We start from the raw sequence: 21,743 nt of genomic DNA on the forward strand, positions 1-21,743 counted from the left end.
GTATCAGCCGATTAAAGGAAAATAATAAGCTTCTAGAAATCAATTCGTGAAAGAAGAGCAAAAGGAATTTGAAACAATGTTAAAAGAAAACTAGGAGTTTGTGATCGATATTCCTTTGTATACTAGGTTTATCAAGTAATAAGTGCTTTAGAACTTCGATAATCGCAGTCGCCCGTGACTTTAAATGAGAGGAGATGTCAGGATGGAAAAGAGCGATGTTTTTTTGAACGAAACCATGGCTTTAACCTTTGAGCAGCAAGATAAGACAATCAGAAAACAATTGAAAGTTATCAAAAAGCTGCAAAAAAGAGTGAGAGAAGAACAACGAAGAAAAAATCAATTGGCATCTCAATTACAGCGAACGTTTCAACAAGTAGAGGAACTGAAAAAAGTAGTAAAACATTAAAGGAGGAAACAAAATATGACAGCATTAAGCGGAGTAGATGTAGTTTGGCGTTTTCGTTTAGCCGAAGACGAAGGAAATGAACATGCATGGGGATTAGCCTACAGCACAGAAAATGGTTATTCAAAATCAAAAGAAAGTGAATCAACGGTTACAAAAGATGGTAGCGTGGTCACACCAGGAGCAACAGAAACCACTGTGACAGCAACAACTTTATATAAAATTGGTTCAACTCAAATCGATAAATTAGAAACAGCGATGGATGAAAATAAGCGCGTTCAAATTTGGCGTATCAATACCAAAGAAATTGGTACTGGTAAAGATGAAGGGAAATATAAAGCAAAATATTTTGAAGGTTTTTTCACTTCGTTTGAAGAAACAGATTCAGCAGAAAATAAAGTTGAGTACTCTTTGGAGTGGGCAATTGAAGGTGCTGGTAAAAACGGTTTTGCAGCGTTAGAACTTGATACTTCTGAGGGTGGAGATTATGAATTTAAGGACACTGTGAAAGTAGAAGCAGCGCCACAATAAATTATATTTGAACGGACAATATAAGAGGTTAGTATAACTGACCTCTTTTAAAATCAGGAGGAATAGACATGGAATTATCAATGAATGAAAAAACATTTGACTGCAGATTTGGTTACGGATTTTTAAAAGAAATCAACAAGCGTTATTCAGTGGAACGTGGTGGAATGCAGCTGAAATTAGGTGTAGGAGCAATTGTTTCAAATCTTCTTTTATCTGATGTGGATACACTGTTTGAAACGTTACTGATTGCAAATACTACTGAAAAACCTCGAATGACAGTTAAGTTCTTAGAAGAATATGTCGAGGAAAAGGGGACAAAAGATCTATTTGAAGAAGTGATCAATGAGCTAAAAAAGTCGGAATATACCGGAATGATGACCAACAAGATGCTGGAACAAGCACAAGTGTAACGACTATAGATTTCGATGAAATATATGAACAAGTTCGTTTGAACTGTTTACGTTTTTTGAAAATTGATGATTTTAATGAAATCGATCGTTTGACGATTCCAGACTATGAACTGCGAATGAAAGCTTACCAATTAAAACAATTAGACAGGCAATATGAAATTCACATGCAGGCCTGGGCGACAGTCATGGCAGGTCAAACGCGAAAAGGTAAACCAGTGTTTAGGACATTTGATAAATTTTTCGATTATCGAAAAGCAGAAGAGAAAATATTAGGTAAACAGAAAAAAACTTCTCCTGAGAAGGAGAAATTTCAAAATTGGATAGCGAATTTTAATTCATAGGAAAGGAGGGTGAAAGTGGAACATAATATTAATGTAAAGGCTATTTTATCAGCTGTAGATGCTGGTTTAAATGGCTCAATAACCCAAATAACTGATAGTACCTCTAAATTAGAAACACAAATTAATCATTTATTTTCATCTGTTTCAGATCCTAGTTCAGTAAAAACAGCTTTTAATGATGTAAAAGACTCATTCAAAGAGTTAGAAACTACTCTAAGTAATTTCGGTTTGCCTTCTATTGAATCAATGTTTACAAATTTTAGCTCAGTGGCAACTAGCCAGTTGGGAAAAGCAGCAGAGGCGTTTAATGTATTGGGGAAAAAATCTCAGGGAATAGGTGGAACCGTTGCAGCCAGTTTTAGTAAAATGCAATCACCGTTTAAAGATTTACCTACAAAAATGTTAGATCCGTTTATTTCTTTAGACTCTAAAGTGACTGGTTTTACACAAAATTTATCCAAAACAGTGACAAGCTTAGCTCCTCAGATGGCATATGGAATGTTGTCCTTAGAAACAGGCGTGGGGAAAGCTATGGATAAAATGGGTTCAGGCGCGTTGAATGTATCTGGTTTCTTTGAATCTATTTCATTAGGAACGAAAAAAATGGCTGGAGAAGTACCATTAATTACAAAGGCATTTGGTGGGATTGGTCAAGGGATACAAAAATCTGCTGGAGTAGGTACAACCGCTATGACGACCATGATTCAAGGCTTAACTTCTGTTTTTGGCATTGCTTTACAGGCATTGGGGCCCGCGGCAATTTTGGGTGTTGCTCTTGTTGGTTTGGGGTTAGTAAATAGTCAATTCGGCGATCAACTTGGAGGTATGATTAATACTGCCATTGAAAAAGGTCCTGAAGTAATCCGAGGTTTTATAGATGGAATCATTTCAAAATTACCAGATTTAATGACTTCAGGTGCACAATTGCTTGCTGGGTTTGCAGAAGCAATCGCTGTAAATCTACCTGTGATTATGCAAAGTGCAGTTGACCTGATTAAAGCGCTAGTTCAAGGAGTAATTGAAAGTTTACCAACCTTGATCCCAGCGGCGTTGATGTTGATTGAATCACTTGTTACGAGCCTATTATCTGCAGCACCCCAGCTGTTATTGACAGGATTAGATTTATTACTTGCTTTAGTTGATGGAATCTTAGCTAATAAAGATCAGATCATTGGTACTGTTACGAATATAATTGAAGCGTTTACTACGAATATTACGAATGAACTACCTAAAATCATTGATAAAGGGATTGAAATACTTGTAAAACTTGCTGAAGGAATTGCTTCTATGTTACCAACATTGATACCGGTAGCGTTACAAGCAATTACAACATTGGTTCGTACACTCTCGGAAAATCTACCAAAGCTATTAGATGCAGCAGTAGAGATTGTAGGAAAACTTTGTGAAGGATTACTTGCGAATTTACCACAAATTTTAGCAGCAGCTGTTGAATTGATTTTAGCTATAGTAAAAGGAATCGGTGAAAGTATACCAAAAGTCGTAGCTGCAGGAGCCAAAATCATGGTGAAACTTTTGGAAACATTGATAAAAGCCGTTCCGGATTTAAAAGAAGCTGGAAAGAATCTAATTCAAGGGCTAATAGATGGTATCGGGGGAATGGCTAAAGCGGCATTAGACGCAGTTTTGAACATTGGTAAAAGTATTGGTGATGCCTTCAAAGGTCTTTTCAAAATTCATTCACCATCTCGCTGGATGCGAGATGAAATCGGAGCAATGCTTCCAGCTGGTTTAGCTATTGGTATTGAAAGAAATGCCCACGTAGTCGACAAACCAATGGATGATTTAGCTTCTAAAGTCTTCTTACCAAGTTTAGATAGCCTTGATCAGCAGGTGGATAGTGTCCAAAAATTTTCGACTCAATCTAGCAGTACACAAACACTGCAAGTTGAAAAACAACCTGCAACATTCAATATCAAACTGGGCAATCAACAATTCAAAGCCTTTGTTTCAGATATTTCAGAAGCAATGGGACAAGATTCTGCTATTAACTTAGCATTTTAGAAGGAGGGGAAAAATGTATTATTTTGAAGACACGACAAAAAAAGTCCACAAAGATGATTTGATCCTTCCTTCCTCAGCCATGATGTATGACGGAGTTTATCTAGAAAAAATGATTGACGGCTATCGTACATTAGCAATAACAGGCAGAGAAATGCTATCGCTTGATATCGAAACCCAAGAGACTCAAGTGGGAAGTATCAAACTAAATCAAAAATTACCATCTCGAACAATCAAAGTAACCTATCAACTGATTGGAAAAGACGCAAAAGACGTGCAGAAAAAATACCATCAATTGATGCGTTTGCTGTACAAAGAATCGGATGTCGAAATACGCTTTAAAGATGAGTTAGATTATCATTATTACGGACAATATAAATCAACTGACGAAGTTCGGGGAGATACGAATAGCATCATTTCAAGTTTTGAAATTCTTTGTACCGATCCAAAAAAATATTCGGTTTTACTAAAAACAGATGGAGAGGTCACGACGTATCTACCCTATAAGACGATACCTGAAAAAATTGAAGTAACTATTGTAAAATTCGGCCCTTTAATGATAGTAAATGGCGAAAAAACAATTAAAATTACTAGCTATAATTTAAGTGCTGGCGATCGAATTATTTTTGATTTTTTAAAAGGGAAGGTCTATGTAAACGATATTGATCAGACTTTCTTACTTGATTTAGAAAGTGATTTTGAGAATTTTACGATCAAAGAAGGACAAACAATCCGTTGTACCAATGGACAGATGATTATTTCTTATCGGGAGGTGCAGTTGTGAGCAAAAGTGTTTATTTCTTTGATGAACGTCAGCATTTAATTCGGATTGTTAAAGAAGATGAATTAGTAGAAGTGGTTCAAGAAAAAGAAATCACATCAAATAAAGCTGAGTTGATGAATGATACTTTAAATGTATCAACTGTTTATGACGAAGAGTTGAAAGTAGCAGCGTACATGGCTGTAAAAGAAAATTCAATGTCATATAGTCTATATAGAATTATTTTAGACAGTGACTCAGAGAACCTTTTATCCTTTACGGGTATTAGTTTTGCACCAGATGAGCTAGATTCTTATGTGGTCAAAAATGTACAAGTGAAGAATGAATCAATCAAAAGTACATTGCAAAAATTATTAGCAGAAACAGAATGGCGTTTAGGAAAAGTCGACACTAATTTACCTTTAATCACAGAGGATTTCAGTTTTCTTTCTGTGAGGGATGCATTAAAAAATATCCAAGCACAGGGATGCGAAATTCTATTTAAATATAAAATCGACGGCATCGGTATTACAGAAAAATGGTTGGAAGTTTACCATGAAATTGGTGAACAGAGCAATCAACGTTTCACTTATGGTGAGAAAGCATTAAGTATTGTAAAAGAACAGGATCGTAACCAAGTGTATACAAGCTTGATTGGTCGTGGCCGTGGAGAAGATGTTGGCGATGGAAAAGGAAAACGTATTGAGTTTACGAATGTAGAATGGAAAAAAACAAGTGGTAAACCTTTAAATAAACCCAAAGGACAAAACTGGCTGGAATTTCCTGAAATGACGAAGCAATATGGTATCCCATTGAAAAATGGCGGCATGAGAAAACGAGAAAAAGTGATCGTATTTGATGAAGATGAAGAGCCAGAAACTTTATTAAAACACACATACGATTCTCTTATCGAATATTCTCGACCGCTGACTCAATTCAAAACGGAGATTTTAGGTGGCGATACGATTGGCAATACAGTGACCATTCATAGACATGACCGTAATTATCATTATAAAACACGAATTTTTAAAGTGAAAATCGATCGCCTTACTGGAAAAGTCGAAGCTGGTTTAGGAGATAATATTACGAGAAGTATCTCTAAAGCAGCATCGGATCTTAAAGGGAATGTGGATTCTTTAGAAGATAAAAAGATGACTTTTTATGATTCTGAGGAAATTTCTAAATGGCAAGATGATATTATTCGTGGAGCCAAAGGTGGTTCTATAAAACTGATGAATGGGATTGAAACAGGAAAGTCTGACAGTCGTGAGCCGTATCAACAAGTTTTTATGAATGGGAATTCATTAGATAACAGTAATCGTTTTTTAGTAATGAATGCTGACGGCATTGGGTTTGTGAAAGGTGATTTTACAAATAAACCGAAAACGGCTTGGACGATTGACGGGAAATTTAATGCTGACTATATCAATACAGGTACTTTAAGAGCGATTGATATAAAAGGTGTAAATATTTACGGTTCTCAATTTGAATCAGACAGTAGTGGATTTAAAGTTCACATTGTAGATGGGAAAATTCGCTTTTTAAATTCTTCTACAGGCAAAGAAATTGGGGCTATTGCACCAGCTTTTACTAATGGAGTACTGGATGGGTATACGATTATTCAAAAAACGGGCTATTCAATCAATTTAGCGACACAGTCAACAGATGCTAAAAATCATGTAAATGTTATTAGTATTCCATCCGATAGCACTGCGGATAACCCTAAGTTAAAAATTCATGGAAAAGTAGCTTTGAATGGTGAATTGAATATAAACGGCAAGCTGTTTCTTAATGGGAAAGAAATCACAGGGAATGGTAATGGCAGTGGTGGAAATGGAGGGACTGGCGGTGGCTATCCTCCTGAAGTGACGAGTCAAGCTGACAAATTTGCTTGGGATTTATGGAGCTTTCTTCTCTCTAATGGCTACAGCAAAGCTTCTGCCGCCGGGGTTTTAGGGAATGTACAGCAAGAAACAGGCGGCACGATGAATCCTGATACAGATCAGATAGACGGTCCGGCGTATGGTTTAGTCCAATGGGATGGATCAAGTTATCCACTTGTAGGCAGTCCAACATGGGATGGTCGTGAGTATGTTAAACGCCTGATTGCGGCAGCTGGCATCAACAATGACTACAAGTCAACATTGGCTCAAGCTAAACTGATTGATTGGTGTATGTATAACGGTCAATGGATTGGGGCAGTTAATCCAACTAGTGTTAATGGATTTAAATCTATTTCAGAACCGGAAATAGCGGCTTACGCATTTGAAATGAATTTTGAAAGACCTAAAAATGCGCATCCCGAAAGACAAGGGTATGCTAAAGAATGGTATAACAAATTTAAAGAGCTAAAACCATCAACAGGGACAGGGAAACTTGGACTAGATCATTTAGAAACGTTAGTCGGTCGTTATTGGGGAAATGGTCAATGTTACGCTGTACCGGCAGAGTATTCTGGTTTTTTAGGTGGTTGCGGTTTAGGTGCACAAACAAGCTATCCATTAAGTCATGTAATCGGAAATACAGAAGCAGCTGCAGATATTGGTAGTTCTTATGATTGGGTGGCAGTTGGTTGGAAAGTCATTTATCAACCTGAATATAAGGATTTACTGCCAGGAGCAATTATCAACTGGAAACGCGGTGGAAATATTGGCGGTTTTAATGTTGATTACACTTATGGACATACAGGAGTTATAAGAGGACTAATAACCGGTGGTTTCCAAACGTATGAACAAAACATCGGTAAAGGTCAAATTATAGAGAAGTACGAACGTACTTGGGTAGGATCAAGCGAAATAAGCTCAATTATTATTCCACCCAAATAATCAATTTATAGAAAGGAGTGAGTAAATGTCAATTATTTATCCAATTTTTTTATCAACCACACAACCAAATGACAATATTCCTTCAATCATGATTCGTCAATTTGATGAAGGAACACAAGTCTTGGATGTGACGGTAACAGAAAATGGAAAGCCAAAAGACATTTCAAATGTAACCCCATTTTTCTGTGTTAAACAAGGACATCATGCTGGACTTGGCTTGTCTGAGCAAAAAGTCAGTAAAATCATTGATGCAAAAAAAGGGAAGTTTCAATATACGTTAACGAATTACGATATGCAAAATATTGGAGAAAATACTGCTTATTTCAGTTTTAGAGAACTTCAGGAGGATCTAAATTGGCGGCAACAATTTTCAACGAGAGATTTTGTTTATCAAGTGAAAGAAAGTATTTATGAGGACGGAATCAAAGATAGTAACTATATTTGGACTTTTGAAGAAATCTTGCGTTATTTCACTGAATGGGTGAAGACCTCTCAGGAGATTTATGATGATTGGTATATAGAAGCACAGGAAGAATTACAGAGGATTATTAAAGAGTTTCAAGGATGGATTACAACAAATCAAGAACAATATGATCAATGGACTGCAGTTCAAAGATCAGCGTTTGATAAATGGTTTGCTGCAATCAAAGAAATTTTAAACGAAAATGCGGCTGGGAATCTTTTGAGCTTGATCGAAGAATTAAAACAAGCGCACTTTACTTTAAAAAGTGGGGAAACCGGTATTCTTAGAACGATTCGTGATGATAAATTCAGTTTGAATCATCGCGTAACTAAATTAGGACAAGTTACTCATAAAAAAGAAGCTTCGGCTTTAGTCGTAGCTGAAATCGATAGTGAAAAACAAAATACTTTCTTCCTGAGAAAGGTAGGTTCAGTTTAATGACACATGAAGTAGAAATCAAAAAAGTAATGGAGACCGATAAATCTGGCGTTCAACGTCAAGTTTTTCCAGAAACGCATGTCAGTGCCATCCTTGGTTTAGATAAAACTGGGGCAGTAGGAACTGGGGTGACATCAATCAATGGAAAAACAGGTGATATTACATTAACAGCGAAAGATTTTGGTGTACAAGGAACAGGAATAACAATAGATAAGGTGGGAACAGTATGACAGATATCGTTGAATTAAAAAGTGATGGCATTGTTGTTTATCCAAAAACACATGTAAATGCAGTAGAAGGATTAACAACAATCAAAGGTGAAAAAGGAGATACAGGTCCAGCCGGCCCACAGGGGGCAATTGGAGCAACAGGTGCAACCGGCCCACAAGGACCAGCAGGAACAAATGCAACAACTACCGCTACAGCAACACAAACAGTCAACGGACTAATGAGTGCAGTAGATAAGAAAAAATTAGATACATTACCAACAATAACTTTCAGTAAGGTGGGATCAGTATAATGGCAGATATTGTACAATTAGAAGAAAAAGGGAATTTACTTTATCCAAAGACACATACAAGTGCTATTGATAATTTTGATGAAGCAGTGGTGAAAAAGACCGGTAATGAAACCATTACTGGGATTAAGAATTTTAAAGATGGTTTGAAGGTAAATGGTCGTGATGTAGTTAATAAGACTTACTTTAAAGAAATTACAAATACTGATAGAACAGGTAATGCAGCTTCGTTTAGTAACTTTTATGGCTATATTTATAGAGTAGGCAATTTAGTTAAATTACAATTGAGAATTAATTTGACAAATAGTAACAATGAGGGACAAATGATTTACAAACTTCCTGAAGGCTATAAAATGATAGATGAACATGGAAAAAACTTCTATATTACACCATGCAGTTGCGTAATGTGGAATGCCGTTAGTCGTGCTAAACTTTGGGGACTTGTTGAATGGAATCATGGGGATAGTGGATTACGATTTTTTACAGGAGATGTAAAAACCGGAAATTCTTATGTCGAAGCGACTTGGATTACAAATGATCCATATCCAATTGATGATAAATTCATATGATTGTTGAATGAAACCTGTATAAGACTTTTTAGAAATGCGAGTTGTATATTTTTGTAAGGATGTTATATAAGTTAATGACCATTTTCTCTGTTTAATGTTCTACGTTAACTGATATTAGATAAAAAAATTCAATAGTGCGAAGTAGTAGTATTTTTCAAAGAAAAAACAAGTCCTATTTTGATATTGTATCAAAATTCGGACTTGTTTTTTCTGAATAGAATCAGTATTCTATCTTCACTTTTTTTAATTATAATACGCCAAGAGAGATTCGAACTCCCGACCGCTCGCTTAGAAGGCGAGTGCTCTATCCAGCTGAGCTATTGGCGCAAACTATTAACGCAACAAAATTTATTATAATGAACATAGAAAACAAAGTCAATCATAAATTAGAAATAACAACAAAGTTTTTTTAAAAACTGTTTTCCGCACCTGAAAATCTAAGTTTTTATTGACTATTATTCCTTATTTTGGTATGATACTAATGTTGTAATTGTGGACTCCACAGCTACAACCGCACAGAACAAGTTTTTAAGCATGACGTCATGTTATCACTTGGGATGGCGAGTCTAAGTCTAGAAGAAGGAGGTGCTGTATAGCATGTACGCAATTATCAAAACTGGTGGTAAACAAGTAAAAGTTGAGGTAGGTCAAGCAATTTACGTTGAAAAATTAGACGTAGAAGCTGGCGAAAAAGTTGTTTTTGACGAAGTTATCTTAGTGGGTGGCGAATCTACGAAAGTAGGTGCTCCAACTGTTAAAGGTGCAACTGTTGAAGGAACTGTAGAAAAACACGGCAAACAAAAGAAAGTCGTGACTTTTAAATACAAACCTAAAAAACACACTCACCGCAAACAAGGTCACCGTCAACCATATACAAAAGTTGTAATCAACGCAATCAACGCATAATTCTTTTAAGTTGCATAGGAAAGAAGGCCTATCAATGATTAAAAGTTCCTTTAAACGAAATGGCGCAGGTCAAATCGTTTCTTTTGAAGTCTCGGGGCATGCTGAAGCGGGTCCATATGGCAGTGATATCGTTTGTGCAGCAGTGTCTGCTTTGACGATTAGCACGGTCAATGGGATTGATGCGTTAGCTGGCTTTGAACCGATTGTAGAAACCAACGAAGATGAAGGTGGTTTCCTTTATGTTGAGATGATTTCTAAAGCCAATCAGGAACAAACCAACATTGCCCAAATTCTCTTGGAAAATCTTTTACTAGGTTTACAAGCAGTCGAGCAAGAAAATCTTGAATTTATTCAAGTCAAAACCATAAATGAAAAATAGGAGGTGCAGACTATGTTATTAAACATGAATTTACAATTATTCGCCCACAAAAAGGGAGGCGGTTCTACATCTAACGGCCGTGACTCTGAATCTAAACGCCTAGGTGCTAAAAGCGCTGACGGACAAACTGTAACTGGTGGATCAATTTTATACCGTCAACGCGGAACTAAAATTTACCCAGGAGCTAACGTAGGTATTGGTGGCGACGACACTTTATTTGCTAAAGTAGACGGCGTAGTACGTTTCGAACGTAAAGGCCGTGACAAAAAACAAGTGTCTGTTTACCCGGCAGTAGCTCAATAATTTTTGAATTGATTTGCTCTATCCTTTGTGTAGTAAAGGGTAGGGCTTTTTTATTTTGGATAAACCGACATTTGCAACCTTGAGATAGCTAAATCAAAGATATTGAGACAGTTACTTACTCTAACACAAAAAACGGAGACAGTGATTAACCTGTCTCCTTGTTTGTTTATAAATTGAAATTAATATCACTATAATCTAGGCATGGGTTGGATTTCATGTGAATACCTGTCGTGTACCCAATGGTAAATTTTATAGGAACTAATGAATAATTATTTATAGAAATGTATTGTCTAGCGCCATATTTTACTTTATCTTTGTATGACTCATCTGTCATTGGCGACCACTTATATTCAAATATGGAATTAGTATTTGAGACGAAATCATTTAATAATATATCATTAGTGTAAACATAATGAGAAACGCCAAAATAGTCATTTTCAGGATTTTGAGGTTTAATTTTTACGAGCAATTTTGATGCAAAATTTTCTTTATCAACAATGCCGTCAAAATAAATGCGTTGTATGTCACCACTCTTAAGTGTAATTTCTTGTTTTAATACACTTACTCTAGGTCTTATTCCAGTGGGTGGCAATGTTTCCCTTTCGGTTGCGCTGACTGCTTTAGGGGCTACAACTAAGCCGAATGCGACCAAACAACTTCCTACTAACAATTTCTTTTTCAAAATAAACCACTCCTTTAATTTTAGTAATTTAAATATAACATATAGGTTGGAATAAATAAATAAAGAGTTTATATCGGATGTAGCAAAGTGTCGAATAAAAGTACACAATCAACCAGTAAAAACCTTGTACCTGTTAAATATACTCTCCCTATATATAATAATTGGACGAAAAATTAATTAACAGTATGATGAAGTAGTTTAGTAGGAAAACTAAGTATTTTTTTTGTCTAGTAGATATTTATTCTTACTATTGATATGATTGAAAAAGGTATATAAAGGAGTGAATAATTTGGTTTTATCATTAGATCTTACAAATTTAGAAACTGATATTCAAAACATGATATGTTGGCTTGAGGATAAAAATGAAATAAAACATATTTGCAGTAAAGGATTGTATCTATTCAGAAAAAAGAATACAGATGAAATTCTTTATATCGGTGTTGGTGGTACGAAGACGAAAGATATTCAATTCAGAGTAAATCAGTATTATACTCCCTGTAATGAAGGATCAAAATTTTTTAAATGTAAAGTCTTGGAAATTGAAGGGGATAGTGTTGATATAAAATGGGACATTTTTAAAAGAGAGCATCAAAAAAATTGGGAAAATATTATACAAGAGTTTCAAGTGGGGGTTATCCCATTAAAAGAATATGGGTCTAAAGAATTATTATACGCTGAAGCTTTAGCGATTGGAGCGTTTAAGCCTAAATTAAATTTTTGATAAATAACCATGTTTATATAACTAGCTGTGCTATGATTGATTAAAAGAGGTGTAAATATGAATAAAATAATTCAAACTAAATTAGAAGAAATCGAAAATAAAGAAAATGTGAAGATCATTCTTGCTGTAGAATCTGGGAGTAGAGCTTGGGGATTTGAATCAAAAGATAGTGATTATGACGTACGATTTTTATATGTAAGGGATGAAGATAGTTATTTAAAGTTGGAAGGTGTAAGAGATGTGATTGAATGGCAACTGGATGATGTTCTTGATATTAATGGTTGGGATATTCAAAAAGCTTTACGGTTGCTGTACAAATCAAATCCAACATTGTTTGAATGGTGTTCTTCGCCAATTGTTTATAAAAAAACGACTGAAGCAGATGAGTTTAAAGAATTATTAAGTAGCTACTTCTCTATAAAAAAATCGTTATTTCATTACTGGCATATGGCGAATACAAACTATAGAGAGTATCTAAAAACGGATAAGGTAAAAGCAAAAAAATATTTTTACGTGTTAAGACCAATTTTAGCTAGTAAATGGATTTTAAAATATAGTAGCGTTCCTCCGATCGAGTTTGAAGTATTAGCAGATGGCGTACTTGAAGACAACCTAAAACCAATAGTAAGTGATTTGTTAGAGCAGAAAAAAAGTACGAAAGAACTTGATTCAATAGATAAAATTGAGGTTTTGAACAATTATATTGAAAAAGAACTAATTGAATTAGAAGCTATAGCTAAAAATACATCAGAAAAAAATGACAATACGTGGGAACCTTTGAATAAATTATTTTTATCTTTTATAGAAAGTAAAGACCAGTAAATATAGTATTCCACTACTCATGTGTGATCCTGAGTTAGCATATCCCATAGTTCAACAAGTGACTCTATTCTTTGTAAATTGAAGAATAGAGCTTTTTTTATTTTATATATACAATATAAAACTAGATTGTAGCTGTACCACATATGATATCTATTTAGAAGGAAGAAACCTTTTGCGTATATTAATTTTTGATAGGTCGCATTAAAAAAATAACTTACGAGAAAAAATTTTTTGTGATAGCATAAACTCTGTTATAAAAAAAGAAAGAGGAGTGTATGTATGTCGCAAAATAAAAAAGAAGGTCTATTTTTTACAACGATTGTCTGTTTTTCTATGGTGCTTTTCATGAGTGCTTATAATCTCTTATTACATGGGCAGTTTTCACTAAATAATTTATTAGGAGGGCTTGTACCGGGGTTTATTGTTGCTTTTTTACTTGATATATTAGTTGTTGCAACAACAGCGAAAAAGATTGCTTTTGCTTTGCCACTAAATAAAGAGAAAAGAATCCATATGATCTTAGCTGTCTCTAGCTGTATGGTTTTAGGGATGGTTGCTTTTATGTCGATGTATGGGGTATTGGTTCAATTTGGTTTTACAGAAAATTTTTTGAAGTATTACATGGATGGATTTATTAAAAATCTTATTATGGCATTGCCGCTACAATTGTTATTAGTTGGTCCAATTTGTAGACTGATTTTAAGTAAGGCTCGACAAAGCAGTTTGTTAAGAGAAGATAATTCAATAAAAGATTAAACAAGTTAAGATGAGATGGAGAAAGCGGATAATCGTTTTGTTCATCTCGCTTTTTTTTTTGTGTATCATAAAAATTATATAAAAAGGGTGCAAATTTTCAAAAATGATAGAATATTGTTATAATTAACGAAAACTTGATTAAGGAGGCCTTCGATAATGGAAATACACGATCGGATTCTCAGGTTATTAAACTCCAGTAAGGTATTTTTGATTTCAACAATTGATAAGCGTGATTTTCCAACCGTTATTGCTGTTTCTGAACCGTTATGGAGAGAGGGTTTATTAAAATTGCAGTTTTATTTGGATGGAAACGGTGAAACTGTTAAAAATATTCAATGTAACCCTAATGGATCTGTCTGTTGTTATGAGGAAATCAAACATGAAAGCCTACTTCTGAAAGGAAAATTTACAATTGAGCCGATTGAATCTTTAGATATGATCGAGTCTAAATTATCAGACTACCAAAAAGAACTGGATCACCAAGAGCCTGTAATCGTTACTTTTGAAACTTGGACAGCAAGGATACATATGGACAAAAAAACGAAGGATATTATTGTTTGAAAAAGGTAAACACTGAATAGCAGAAGGAATTCAAAAACAGTCTACAATAAATGCGTTGAGGTGATGATCTATTACCTCAACGCATTTATTTTTTTCTTAATAAGAGTTCATGATTAATTCAAACATTTTTATGTTTGAATTAAGTTTTTTAGACTATAGTTAACTCATCACTAATTTGATAATAATGATAGGTAAGCCGATGGGGTTATCTTAACGCAAAGGAGGAATGACGATGTACGCTGTAAAAGTATTACACGGGTATATTGGTAAAGACGGACAACGTACAAGGGATAAAAGGCGTGTTTTAATCTTTCTAAGCAAAAATTATGCAGAAAAATTCGCTGATAAAATTGGCGGCCGAGTCAAAAAAATTTGATAAATTAATAAACTAACAGGAAAGGCTAAGGTATAACTCGTAGAGTTATACCTTAGCCTCAAGGAATCTGAATAAACGGTGGGAGCAGAAGCAACTCCCTTTATATCTCGGAGTTAGACGCTTCTTTCTCAACCTCTTGTAATAGAAATCTAAACATAAATATCAAAAACCGCAATTTCAGGTGGGACTCTAAATCGTGCCTGAATTTTTGTTGTACCTAAACCTGTATTGACGTATAAAATTGTATCATTAGCTAACGTATAAAAACCTTCAAAGTATTTTTCTGCCATAGTATTTTTAATTGTAAAAAATGGTATTTTGACTTGTCCGCCATGACTATGACCGGATAAAATTAGTTGAACGTTTTGATCCAGTGCTGCATCAGCTTCGTCAGGTTCATGGCTTAGTAAAATAGTGTAGTCGCTTTGGCGATTGGCTAATGTATCAGTGACAGAAGAATTTCCTAGTAAAGAATCATCTAAACCTGCTATATAAATTGATTTTCCATTAGGTAAAGAAACGTTGTTGCCAGAATTTTCCAGTAATTGGAAATCTGCAGCAGCTAGTATTTCTGGATACACACGAATAGCAGCTCCACCATAATCATGATTGCCCCACACCGCATATTTTCCTAATGGTGCAGTTAAACGACTTAAAGCAGCAGTTACTTCTTCTGCAGGCCCGTATTCAGCATAATTATCAAATAAATCGCCTGTAAACAAGATAATATCTGGTTTTTCCTTATTTACTTTCGTCACGATTTTTTCTAATTGAGCTACAGGGTATTTTTCTTGGATATGAATGTCTGAAAGTTGAACGACTTTGACTGGTTTTTGTCCCTCGTTATTTCCAATAGTGTAGTTATGTGTGACAATTCTTTTTGGCTCTATAAAGAAGGCGTAAAGAATCATGCCGATTATTGCTAAGAATGATATGTATACAAAATATCTTTTTTTCATTAGTGACCTCACTTTCAACTCTTACTATAATGGAAATAGATTAAAAAAAGGTAAAGTGTCCTCTGTAATTATAGAAACTTTAGAATAATTTAGAGGTTGCATGTCTTCGGTGTTTTTCAAAATCAATATTTGTTATAATAGATAAGAACTTAATTAGGAAAGAAGGACGAATAAAATGATGGTAAGAGTAAATAAGTTGCGAGAGTTGATGAAAAAAAATGATCTTTCAGGTTTTCTGATTACAAGTCCATACAATTTACGTTATTTAACCAATTTTACTGGAACAACTGGGTTAGCTATTATTACTTTAGATAAAGCTTTTTTTGTAACTGATTTTCGTTATACAGAACAAGCTGCAGAACAAGCACAAGGTTTTGAAATTATTCAAAATACTGGTCCAATCTACGATGAGGTAGTGGCGATCGCAGAAAAACAACAATTAGCTAACTTGGCATTTGAAGAAACATTTGTAAGTTTTGCAGAATATAGCTTGCTAGAGGAGATCACTCCGTGTGACTTGATTCCAGTTGCGGGGTTAATTGAAGAATTACGTGAAGTTAAAGATGAAAAAGAGATTGCGATCATTGAAAAAGCTTGTAGTATTGCTGATCTTGGATTTAAACATATTTTGACCGTGATCAAACCAGGGATGACTGAAATAGAAATTGCCAACCAATTAGATTTTTATATGCGTTCTTTAGGTGCAACTAGTGTCTCTTTTGAAACAATCGTAGCAAGTGGTGTACGTTCGGCGATGCCTCATGGTGTTGCAAGTGAAAAAGTTATTGAAAAAGGTGACTTAATCACGTTGGATTTTGGTTGTTATTATCAAGGGTATGTTTCAGACATGACTCGAACATTTGCGATTGGCGAACCTAATAGCAAACTTAAAGACATCTATCAAATCGTTTTAGAAGCGCAATTAAAAGTATTGGATGAAGCAAAACCAGGATTAACAGGGATTCAACTAGATGCCATTGCTCGTGATCATATTGCTTCTTATGGATATGGTGAAGCTTTTGGACATAGCACAGGTCATGGGATCGGACTTGAAATTCATGAAGGACCAAATGTTTCTTTTAAAGCAGATAAACAATTTGTTCCTGGAAATGTTATAACAGATGAGCCTGGAATCTATCTGCCAGGTCTTGGCGGTGTCAGAATCGAAGATGATTTATTGATTACCAAAGATGGGAATCGGGTCTTGACACAATCTCCTAAAGAATTAATTATATTATAAATTGTTACAAATCATTAGAAGCAGAAAAAAGATTATAAATAAAGAAACGGTGAATGATTTTGATATGAGCCTATATTCTAAGCATAAAGCGTTTTAGACTGATTTTCTCTTAGTTTTTTTTGTAGCGAAATGAGCCAATTAATGATAAACTAGGAATGATTATAAACTTGGATAGGTAAATGAGCGGTAGCTTTGAAATATAAAAAGTTTCTCGTGCATGACTTTCCGGTTACATGGGCTTGTTTCTCGGAAAAAGATAAAATCTGATTGTGACAAAAAAGTTACCCTCTGATTTTCCTATTTTTATTTCAGAGCTAAGTGAGCCCACTACGCTTTTGCTTTGAAATACAGTGAATGGAATGAACTGATGTTGAAAAGTACAAGGTGTAGCGAAGCGGAACAACGTTGTTACCTATAGTATAAGGAGGATTAAAATGACTGACGAAAAAAATCTAGTGATTAATACAAAAGATTCTTTAGGCGAAATTGTTATTGCGCCAGAAGTAATTGAAGTCATTATTGGTATTGCAGCATCTAAAGTGGACGGCGTATATGGTATGCGTGGAACGTTTGCTAATAATGTAACAGAATTTCTTGGACGTGCTGCTCACGGTAAAGGTATTTATTTAAGAGCCGAAGAAGAGGGCTTGAAAGTCGATATTTATTGTTACTTAAATTATGGTATTTCTGTGCCGAAAGTAGCATTAGAAATGCAAGATCGTGTAAAACAGCAAGTATTATTTATGACAGATATTGATTTGGTGGAAGTGAATGTTCATGTAGTAGCAGTAGTACCTGAAAAATTACCTGAACCAGATTTCGATGAATTATTCCCGGAAGAAGAGGGAGAAAATGAGTAAGCCAAGTTTCACTCGTCACGAGATTCGTGAAAAGGCGCTTCAAGCGTTATTTCCTTTAGATTTTAATGTTGACTTAACAAAACAAGATGCGATTTCTTACGCATTGGAGTTAGATAATCAAGAAATCATTAGTGAAGATGGGGAAGAATTTGTCCCAACTTACTTAGACTTATTGGTAGGCGGCGTTTGTGATCGAAAAGCAGAGCTAGACGAGATCATCAAAAAACATTTAGGTAACAATTGGTCAATCACACGTATTGCTAAAATGGATTTGATTATTTTACGTATAGCCATTTTTGAAATGCTTTATGTTGGAGATGTCCCAAATACAGTTGCTTTGGATGAAGCAATTGAATTAGCGAAAAAATATAGTGATGACCGTTCTAGAAAATTCGTTAATGGTGTTTTGGCTAATGTAATGAAAGATATAGATTCAAAGTAGAAATACTTTGAATCTTTTTTAGTTTACAAAAATATCGGAAATGAGAAAGATTATAGAGTGTCAAGACTAGCTGACTTATGCTAAAATAAAAGAATATAACAAAAATGAGGAGTGATCTTATGGGAGAGTTAATCAACGGTCGTGAACTAGCAGATAAAATGCAGGCGCAAATCAAGGCAGAAGTACAAGAACTTGAAAAAAAAGGCATTCATCCAGGTTTAGTTGTTTTATTAGTTGGCGAAAATCCAGCAAGTCAAACGTATGTGAAGAACAAAGACATTGCAGCTGCTAAAATCGGTATCCGTTCAAAAATCGAACGCTTACCTGAAACAATTTCTGAAACAGAATTACTTACTGTGATTGAACAATACAATCAAGATTCAGACTATCATGGTATATTAGTTCAATTACCGTTGCCAAAACACATCGATGAAGAAAAAGTGTTGTTAGCTGTCGATCCCAAAAAAGATGTTGATGGTTTTCATCCAATGAATATGGGACAATTATTTATTGGTGAACCTACAATGATTCCTTGTACGCCATATGGCATTATGAAAATGTTTGAAGCCTATAATATTGATTTAGAGGGTAAACGAGCAGTCGTGATCGGGCGTAGCAATATCGTTGGCAAACCAATGGCGCAATTGATGATGATGAAAAATGCGACTGTGACCATTGCTCACTCAAGAACAGTTGATTTACCCGCAGTTGCTAGAGAAGCAGATATTTTAGTAGTCGCAATTGGCCGTGGTCATTTTGTTACAAAAGAATTCGTTAAACCTGGTGCAGTTGTGATTGATGTCGGTATGAATCGAGACGAAAATGGTAAATTGATCGGTGATGTAAAATTTGATGAAGTTTCTGAGGTTGCAAGTTTTATTACACCTGTACCAAAAGGTGTTGGACCGATGACGATCACGATGTTAATGTACCAAACGGTGGAAGCAGCTAAAAAACAAAAGTAAGGTGAGAAGATGGAGCAGCAATATTTAACAGTTACTGCCTTAACAAAATATTTAAAACGTAAATTCGATGCTGATCCATACTTGGAGCGTGTTTATTTAACTGGCGAAATATCTAATTTTCGTTTACGTCCAAATGCCCATCAATACTTTAGTTTAAAAGACGATGGTGCGAAAATTTCTGCAATTATGTTTAAATCAGCCTTTCAAAAGTTGAAATTTCAACCAAAAGAAGGAATGAAGGTCTTGTTGGTCGGTCGTATTTCATTGTATGAAAGCGGCGGTTCGTATCAGATTTATGTAGAACATATGGAGCCAGATGGCGTTGGTGCACTGTACCAAGCTTTAGCAGAATTACGTGAAAAGTTGGGAAAAGAAGGGTTATTTGAAGGGCCTAAAAAAATGCTGCCAAGATATCCTAAGCGCATTGCAGTTGTTACAAGCCCCAGCGGAGCGGTTATCCGGGACATTATTACAACAGTAAAAAGAAGATATCCAATTGCCCAGCTTGTTTTATTTCCTACTTTGGTACAAGGGGATCAAGCGGCTGATGATATTGTCCGCAATATAAAACGTATAGAAGAGTTGGGCAACTTTGACACGATGATTATTGGTCGTGGAGGCGGTTCGATAGAAGATTTGTGGCCGTTTAATGAAGAACGTGTGGCTAGAGCGATTTATCAAGCCAAAACGCCAGTGATTTCTTCTGTTGGTCATGAGACAGATGTGACAATTGCAGATATGGTTGCTGACGTCAGAGCAGCAACTCCGACTGCCGCAGCAGAATTAGCTGTTCCAGTTTTGAATGAAGAATTATTGAAAATAAAAGATAGACAAACACGTTTAGAGCAAAGCTTTCTCTACCAATTGCAGCAAAAAAATGATCGCTATCAACGCTTGAAAAATTCTTATGTTTTTAAGCAACCGGATCGTTTGTATGAAGGACAAACTATCAAATTAGATCGAATCACTCAGCGTTTAATTCAATCTATGGAGACGGTCTATCATCAAAAACAACGAACAGCACAAGAGATTATTGCGCAATTTAGACAGCAAACACCCCAAGGACGAATCAGAGAAGGGCAGCAGCAACTAAAGTTTTTAAATAAAACACTCTGTGATCGTATGGAGCAATATATGAGAGACAGACAAAAACAATTTACTTCTGCTGTTCAACAACTGGATTTGTTAAGTCCGTTAAAAATAATGGGACGAGGATACAGTTATACAACAAAAGATCAACAAGTAATCAAGTCAGTTAAAGAACTTAAACCTAAAGAAAAAATTCAAATCCATTATATGGATGGTGTAGTAGATACGGTGATCGATCAAGTATCACCAATTGAAGAGGAGTAAAAAAATGGCTAAAGAAAAAGCAGTCGAAAAAACATTTGAAGAATCATTAACTGAATTAGAAGAAATCGTTCAACGTTTAGAGCGTGGGGATGTTCCTTTAGAAGAAGCCTTAGCTGCTTTTCAAGAAGGGATGGTTTTAAGCAAGCAGTGTCAAGATACACTGGAAAAAGCTGAAAAAACATTGACAAAAGTTATGACAGAAAATAACGAAGAAGTCGCTTTCGAAGAAAGTGAGGATAATTGATGGAAGACTTCAATGATTTTCGTAAGCAAAGTTTACCGCTTATTGAAAAAGAAATGGAAGATTTTATCAATGAATATACTGCAAATGAGCAATTAAAAAACGCCATGATGTATTCGATTCGTGCTGGTGGCAAACGGTTTAGACCACTGCTAGTTTTAGCTACGATTTGTTCATTCAACAAAAAGCCGCAGGTACATGACTATCAAGTGGGGGCAGCTTTAGAAATGATTCATACGTATTCATTGATCCATGATGACTTGCCAGCGATGGATGACGACGATTTACGCCGAGGCAAGCCGACAAACCATAAAGTGTTTGGTGAAGCCCATGCGATTTTAGCAGGGGATGGTTTACTTACTGCTGCTTTTCAATTATTAGCAATCAGTCAAATTCAACAAGAACAAAAAGTGCTGTTGATTCAATTATTAAGTAAAGCTGCTGGTACACAAGGGATGGTTGCAGGACAAGCAGGAGATCTGCAAGGAGAAAATCAATTATTGTCACTGACTGAATTAGCGGATATTCACGAGAAGAAGACAGGAGCGCTAATTGAATTTGCTCTTTTAGCTGGCGGAATTTTAGCACAGCAACCAGATGAAGTCGTTGATTTATTAGGTGTTTTTGCCCGTCATTTGGGTCTAGCCTTTCAAATTAAAGATGATTTGTTAGATGCAACGAGTTCAGAAGAAGAGTTAGGCAAGCAAGTTGGTCGGGATGAAGCTTTAAATAAAAGTACATATCCAGGTTTGCTTGGGTTAGATGGTGCAAAAAAAGCACTGGAAGAGCAACTAATTTTTGGGACCCAAACATTAGAAAAAATAAAACAAATAAGTAGTGAATTTTATATAGAGTTACTACAAGAATTAGTAGAACAATTGCGATTAGGATAGAAAGAAGG

At 35.3% G+C, this 21,743-nt stretch carries 28 protein-coding genes, 1 tRNA gene and 1 other annotated feature; of the genes, 26 read left to right on the forward strand and 3 right to left on the reverse strand.

All coding sequences use genetic code 11. The annotated features are described in order from the left end of the window. The first annotated feature begins 202 nt into the window (after window positions 1-202). From BCR23_RS05125 to BCR23_RS05175, 11 genes are all read left to right on the forward strand, one after another. Window positions 203-406, forward strand: a complete 204-nt coding sequence (locus tag BCR23_RS05125; RefSeq protein WP_083241892.1) for a hypothetical protein — start codon at window positions 203-205, stop codon at window positions 404-406. A gap of 15 nt (window positions 407-421) precedes the next feature. Further along, window positions 422-934: a phage major tail protein, TP901-1 family gene (locus BCR23_RS05130; RefSeq protein WP_069634407.1), complete on the forward strand. Its 513-nt coding sequence runs from the start codon at window positions 422-424 to the stop codon at window positions 932-934. Between the two features lie 68 nt (window positions 935-1,002). Beyond that, the gene (locus BCR23_RS05135) at window positions 1,003-1,344 is read left to right on the forward strand and encodes a tail assembly chaperone (protein ID WP_069634408.1); all 342 of its coding nucleotides are present in this window, start codon (window positions 1,003-1,005) and stop codon (window positions 1,342-1,344) included. Between the two features lie 38 nt (window positions 1,345-1,382). Further along, window positions 1,383-1,685: a hypothetical protein gene (locus tag BCR23_RS05140; RefSeq protein WP_240482528.1), complete on the forward strand. Its 303-nt coding sequence runs from the start codon at window positions 1,383-1,385 to the stop codon at window positions 1,683-1,685. 15 nt (window positions 1,686-1,700) lie between these two features. Next, complete coding sequence (locus BCR23_RS05145; RefSeq protein WP_069634409.1) at window positions 1,701-3,707, forward strand: phage tail protein; 2,007 nt, start codon at window positions 1,701-1,703, stop codon at window positions 3,705-3,707. A gap of 13 nt (window positions 3,708-3,720) precedes the next feature. Further along, window positions 3,721-4,488: a distal tail protein Dit gene (locus BCR23_RS05150; protein ID WP_069634410.1), complete on the forward strand. Its 768-nt coding sequence runs from the start codon at window positions 3,721-3,723 to the stop codon at window positions 4,486-4,488. Continuing rightward, window positions 4,485-7,289: a phage tail spike protein gene (locus tag BCR23_RS05155; RefSeq protein WP_069634411.1), complete on the forward strand. Its 2,805-nt coding sequence runs from the start codon at window positions 4,485-4,487 to the stop codon at window positions 7,287-7,289. The genes BCR23_RS05150 and BCR23_RS05155 overlap by 4 nt, the downstream gene beginning before the upstream one ends. Before the next feature lie 25 nt (window positions 7,290-7,314). Next, window positions 7,315-8,190 carry a phage baseplate upper protein gene (locus BCR23_RS05160; RefSeq protein WP_069634412.1) on the forward strand — a complete coding sequence of 292 codons (876 nt, stop codon included), beginning with the start codon at window positions 7,315-7,317 and terminating at the stop codon, window positions 8,188-8,190. Next, on the forward strand, window positions 8,190-8,420 hold the full coding sequence (locus tag BCR23_RS05165; RefSeq protein ID WP_069634413.1) for a hypothetical protein: 231 nt from the start codon (window positions 8,190-8,192) through the stop codon (window positions 8,418-8,420). The genes BCR23_RS05160 and BCR23_RS05165 overlap by 1 nt, the downstream gene beginning before the upstream one ends. Further along, window positions 8,417-8,710, forward strand: a complete 294-nt coding sequence (locus BCR23_RS05170; RefSeq protein ID WP_069634414.1) for a collagen-like protein — start codon at window positions 8,417-8,419, stop codon at window positions 8,708-8,710. Before BCR23_RS05165 ends, BCR23_RS05170 begins: the two co-directional genes overlap by 4 nt. Then, on the forward strand, window positions 8,710-9,276 hold the full coding sequence (locus tag BCR23_RS05175; protein WP_069634415.1) for a hypothetical protein: 567 nt from the start codon (window positions 8,710-8,712) through the stop codon (window positions 9,274-9,276). Before BCR23_RS05170 ends, BCR23_RS05175 begins: the two co-directional genes overlap by 1 nt. Window positions 9,277-9,529: 253 nt before the next feature. On the opposite strand, the gene BCR23_RS05180 is transcribed toward BCR23_RS05175, so the two are convergent. Beyond that, window positions 9,530-9,603, reverse strand: a tRNA-Arg gene (locus BCR23_RS05180). 172 nt (window positions 9,604-9,775) lie between these two features. Then, window positions 9,776-9,854 (forward strand) — a sequence feature (ribosomal protein L21 leader region). A gap of 19 nt (window positions 9,855-9,873) precedes the next feature. On the opposite strand from BCR23_RS05180, the gene rplU reads away from it, so the two are divergent. From rplU to rpmA, 3 genes are read left to right on the forward strand one after another with little or no spacing between them, the layout of a single operon-like run. After that, window positions 9,874-10,182, forward strand: a complete 309-nt coding sequence (rplU, locus tag BCR23_RS05185; RefSeq protein ID WP_069634416.1) for a 50S ribosomal protein L21 — start codon at window positions 9,874-9,876, stop codon at window positions 10,180-10,182. A gap of 34 nt (window positions 10,183-10,216) precedes the next feature. Then, window positions 10,217-10,561, forward strand: a complete 345-nt coding sequence (locus BCR23_RS05190) for a ribosomal-processing cysteine protease Prp (RefSeq protein ID WP_069634417.1) — start codon at window positions 10,217-10,219, stop codon at window positions 10,559-10,561. 12 nt (window positions 10,562-10,573) lie between these two features. Further along, entirely contained in the window at window positions 10,574-10,864 is a 291-nt protein-coding gene (gene rpmA / locus BCR23_RS05195) for a 50S ribosomal protein L27 (protein WP_069634418.1), read from the forward strand. Window positions 10,865-11,030: 166 nt separating this feature from the next. On the opposite strand, the gene BCR23_RS05200 is transcribed toward rpmA, so the two are convergent. After that, complete coding sequence (locus BCR23_RS05200) at window positions 11,031-11,546, reverse strand: hypothetical protein (protein WP_069634419.1); 516 nt, start codon at window positions 11,544-11,546, stop codon at window positions 11,031-11,033. Between the two features lie 289 nt (window positions 11,547-11,835). On the opposite strand from BCR23_RS05200, the gene BCR23_RS05205 reads away from it, so the two are divergent. The 5 genes from BCR23_RS05205 to BCR23_RS14715 all read left to right on the forward strand — a co-directional run bounded on the left by BCR23_RS05205 (window position 11,836) and on the right by BCR23_RS14715 (window position 14,782). Beyond that, window positions 11,836-12,267: a hypothetical protein gene (locus tag BCR23_RS05205; RefSeq protein ID WP_069634420.1), complete on the forward strand. Its 432-nt coding sequence runs from the start codon at window positions 11,836-11,838 to the stop codon at window positions 12,265-12,267. A gap of 57 nt (window positions 12,268-12,324) precedes the next feature. After that, a complete protein-coding gene (locus BCR23_RS05210) occupies window positions 12,325-13,089 on the forward strand; it encodes a nucleotidyltransferase domain-containing protein (RefSeq protein WP_069634421.1) in 765 nt (254 codons plus the stop codon). A gap of 279 nt (window positions 13,090-13,368) precedes the next feature. Then, window positions 13,369-13,845 (forward strand): DUF2798 domain-containing protein, encoded by a 477-nt coding sequence (locus tag BCR23_RS05215; protein ID WP_069634422.1) that lies wholly within the window; start codon window positions 13,369-13,371, stop codon window positions 13,843-13,845. 156 nt (window positions 13,846-14,001) lie between these two features. Beyond that, window positions 14,002-14,406: a pyridoxamine 5'-phosphate oxidase family protein gene (locus BCR23_RS05220; protein WP_069634423.1), complete on the forward strand. Its 405-nt coding sequence runs from the start codon at window positions 14,002-14,004 to the stop codon at window positions 14,404-14,406. A 232-nt stretch (window positions 14,407-14,638) separates the two neighbouring features. Next, the gene (locus BCR23_RS14715; RefSeq protein ID WP_167352152.1) at window positions 14,639-14,782 is read left to right on the forward strand and encodes a hypothetical protein; all 144 of its coding nucleotides are present in this window, start codon (window positions 14,639-14,641) and stop codon (window positions 14,780-14,782) included. A 149-nt stretch (window positions 14,783-14,931) separates the two neighbouring features. Here the strand turns inward: BCR23_RS14715 and BCR23_RS05225 are convergent, their stop codons facing one another. Then, on the reverse strand, window positions 14,932-15,741 hold the full coding sequence (locus BCR23_RS05225; protein ID WP_069634424.1) for a metallophosphoesterase: 810 nt from the start codon (window positions 15,739-15,741) through the stop codon (window positions 14,932-14,934). A gap of 175 nt (window positions 15,742-15,916) precedes the next feature. Between BCR23_RS05225 and BCR23_RS05230 the strand changes: the two genes are divergently transcribed. The 7 genes from BCR23_RS05230 to BCR23_RS05260 all read left to right on the forward strand — a co-directional run bounded on the left by BCR23_RS05230 (window position 15,917) and on the right by BCR23_RS05260 (window position 21,735). Further along, on the forward strand, window positions 15,917-16,981 hold the full coding sequence (locus BCR23_RS05230) for a M24 family metallopeptidase (RefSeq protein ID WP_141706698.1): 1,065 nt from the start codon (window positions 15,917-15,919) through the stop codon (window positions 16,979-16,981). 434 nt (window positions 16,982-17,415) lie between these two features. Further along, on the forward strand, window positions 17,416-17,841 hold the full coding sequence (locus BCR23_RS05235) for an Asp23/Gls24 family envelope stress response protein (protein WP_069634425.1): 426 nt from the start codon (window positions 17,416-17,418) through the stop codon (window positions 17,839-17,841). Then, window positions 17,834-18,283, forward strand: coding sequence for a transcription antitermination factor NusB (gene nusB, locus BCR23_RS05240; RefSeq protein ID WP_069634426.1), 450 nt, complete (start codon window positions 17,834-17,836; stop codon window positions 18,281-18,283). Before BCR23_RS05235 ends, nusB begins: the two co-directional genes overlap by 8 nt. 119 nt (window positions 18,284-18,402) lie before the next feature. After that, window positions 18,403-19,248: a bifunctional methylenetetrahydrofolate dehydrogenase/methenyltetrahydrofolate cyclohydrolase gene (locus tag BCR23_RS05245; RefSeq protein ID WP_069634427.1), complete on the forward strand. Its 846-nt coding sequence runs from the start codon at window positions 18,403-18,405 to the stop codon at window positions 19,246-19,248. A 9-nt stretch (window positions 19,249-19,257) separates the two neighbouring features. Beyond that, window positions 19,258-20,601 (forward strand): exodeoxyribonuclease VII large subunit, encoded by a 1,344-nt coding sequence (xseA, locus tag BCR23_RS05250; RefSeq protein WP_069634428.1) that lies wholly within the window; start codon window positions 19,258-19,260, stop codon window positions 20,599-20,601. Between the two features lie 4 nt (window positions 20,602-20,605). After that, window positions 20,606-20,845 (forward strand): exodeoxyribonuclease VII small subunit, encoded by a 240-nt coding sequence (locus BCR23_RS05255; RefSeq protein ID WP_069634429.1) that lies wholly within the window; start codon window positions 20,606-20,608, stop codon window positions 20,843-20,845. Further along, entirely contained in the window at window positions 20,845-21,735 is an 891-nt protein-coding gene (locus BCR23_RS05260) for a polyprenyl synthetase family protein (RefSeq protein WP_069634430.1), read from the forward strand. The genes BCR23_RS05255 and BCR23_RS05260 overlap by 1 nt, the downstream gene beginning before the upstream one ends. Window positions 21,736-21,743: the final 8 nt, after the last annotated feature.

Source organism: Enterococcus quebecensis (assembly GCF_001730365.1).
In the GTDB taxonomy this organism is placed as follows: Bacteria; Bacillota; Bacilli; order Lactobacillales; family Enterococcaceae; genus Enterococcus_L; species Enterococcus_L quebecensis.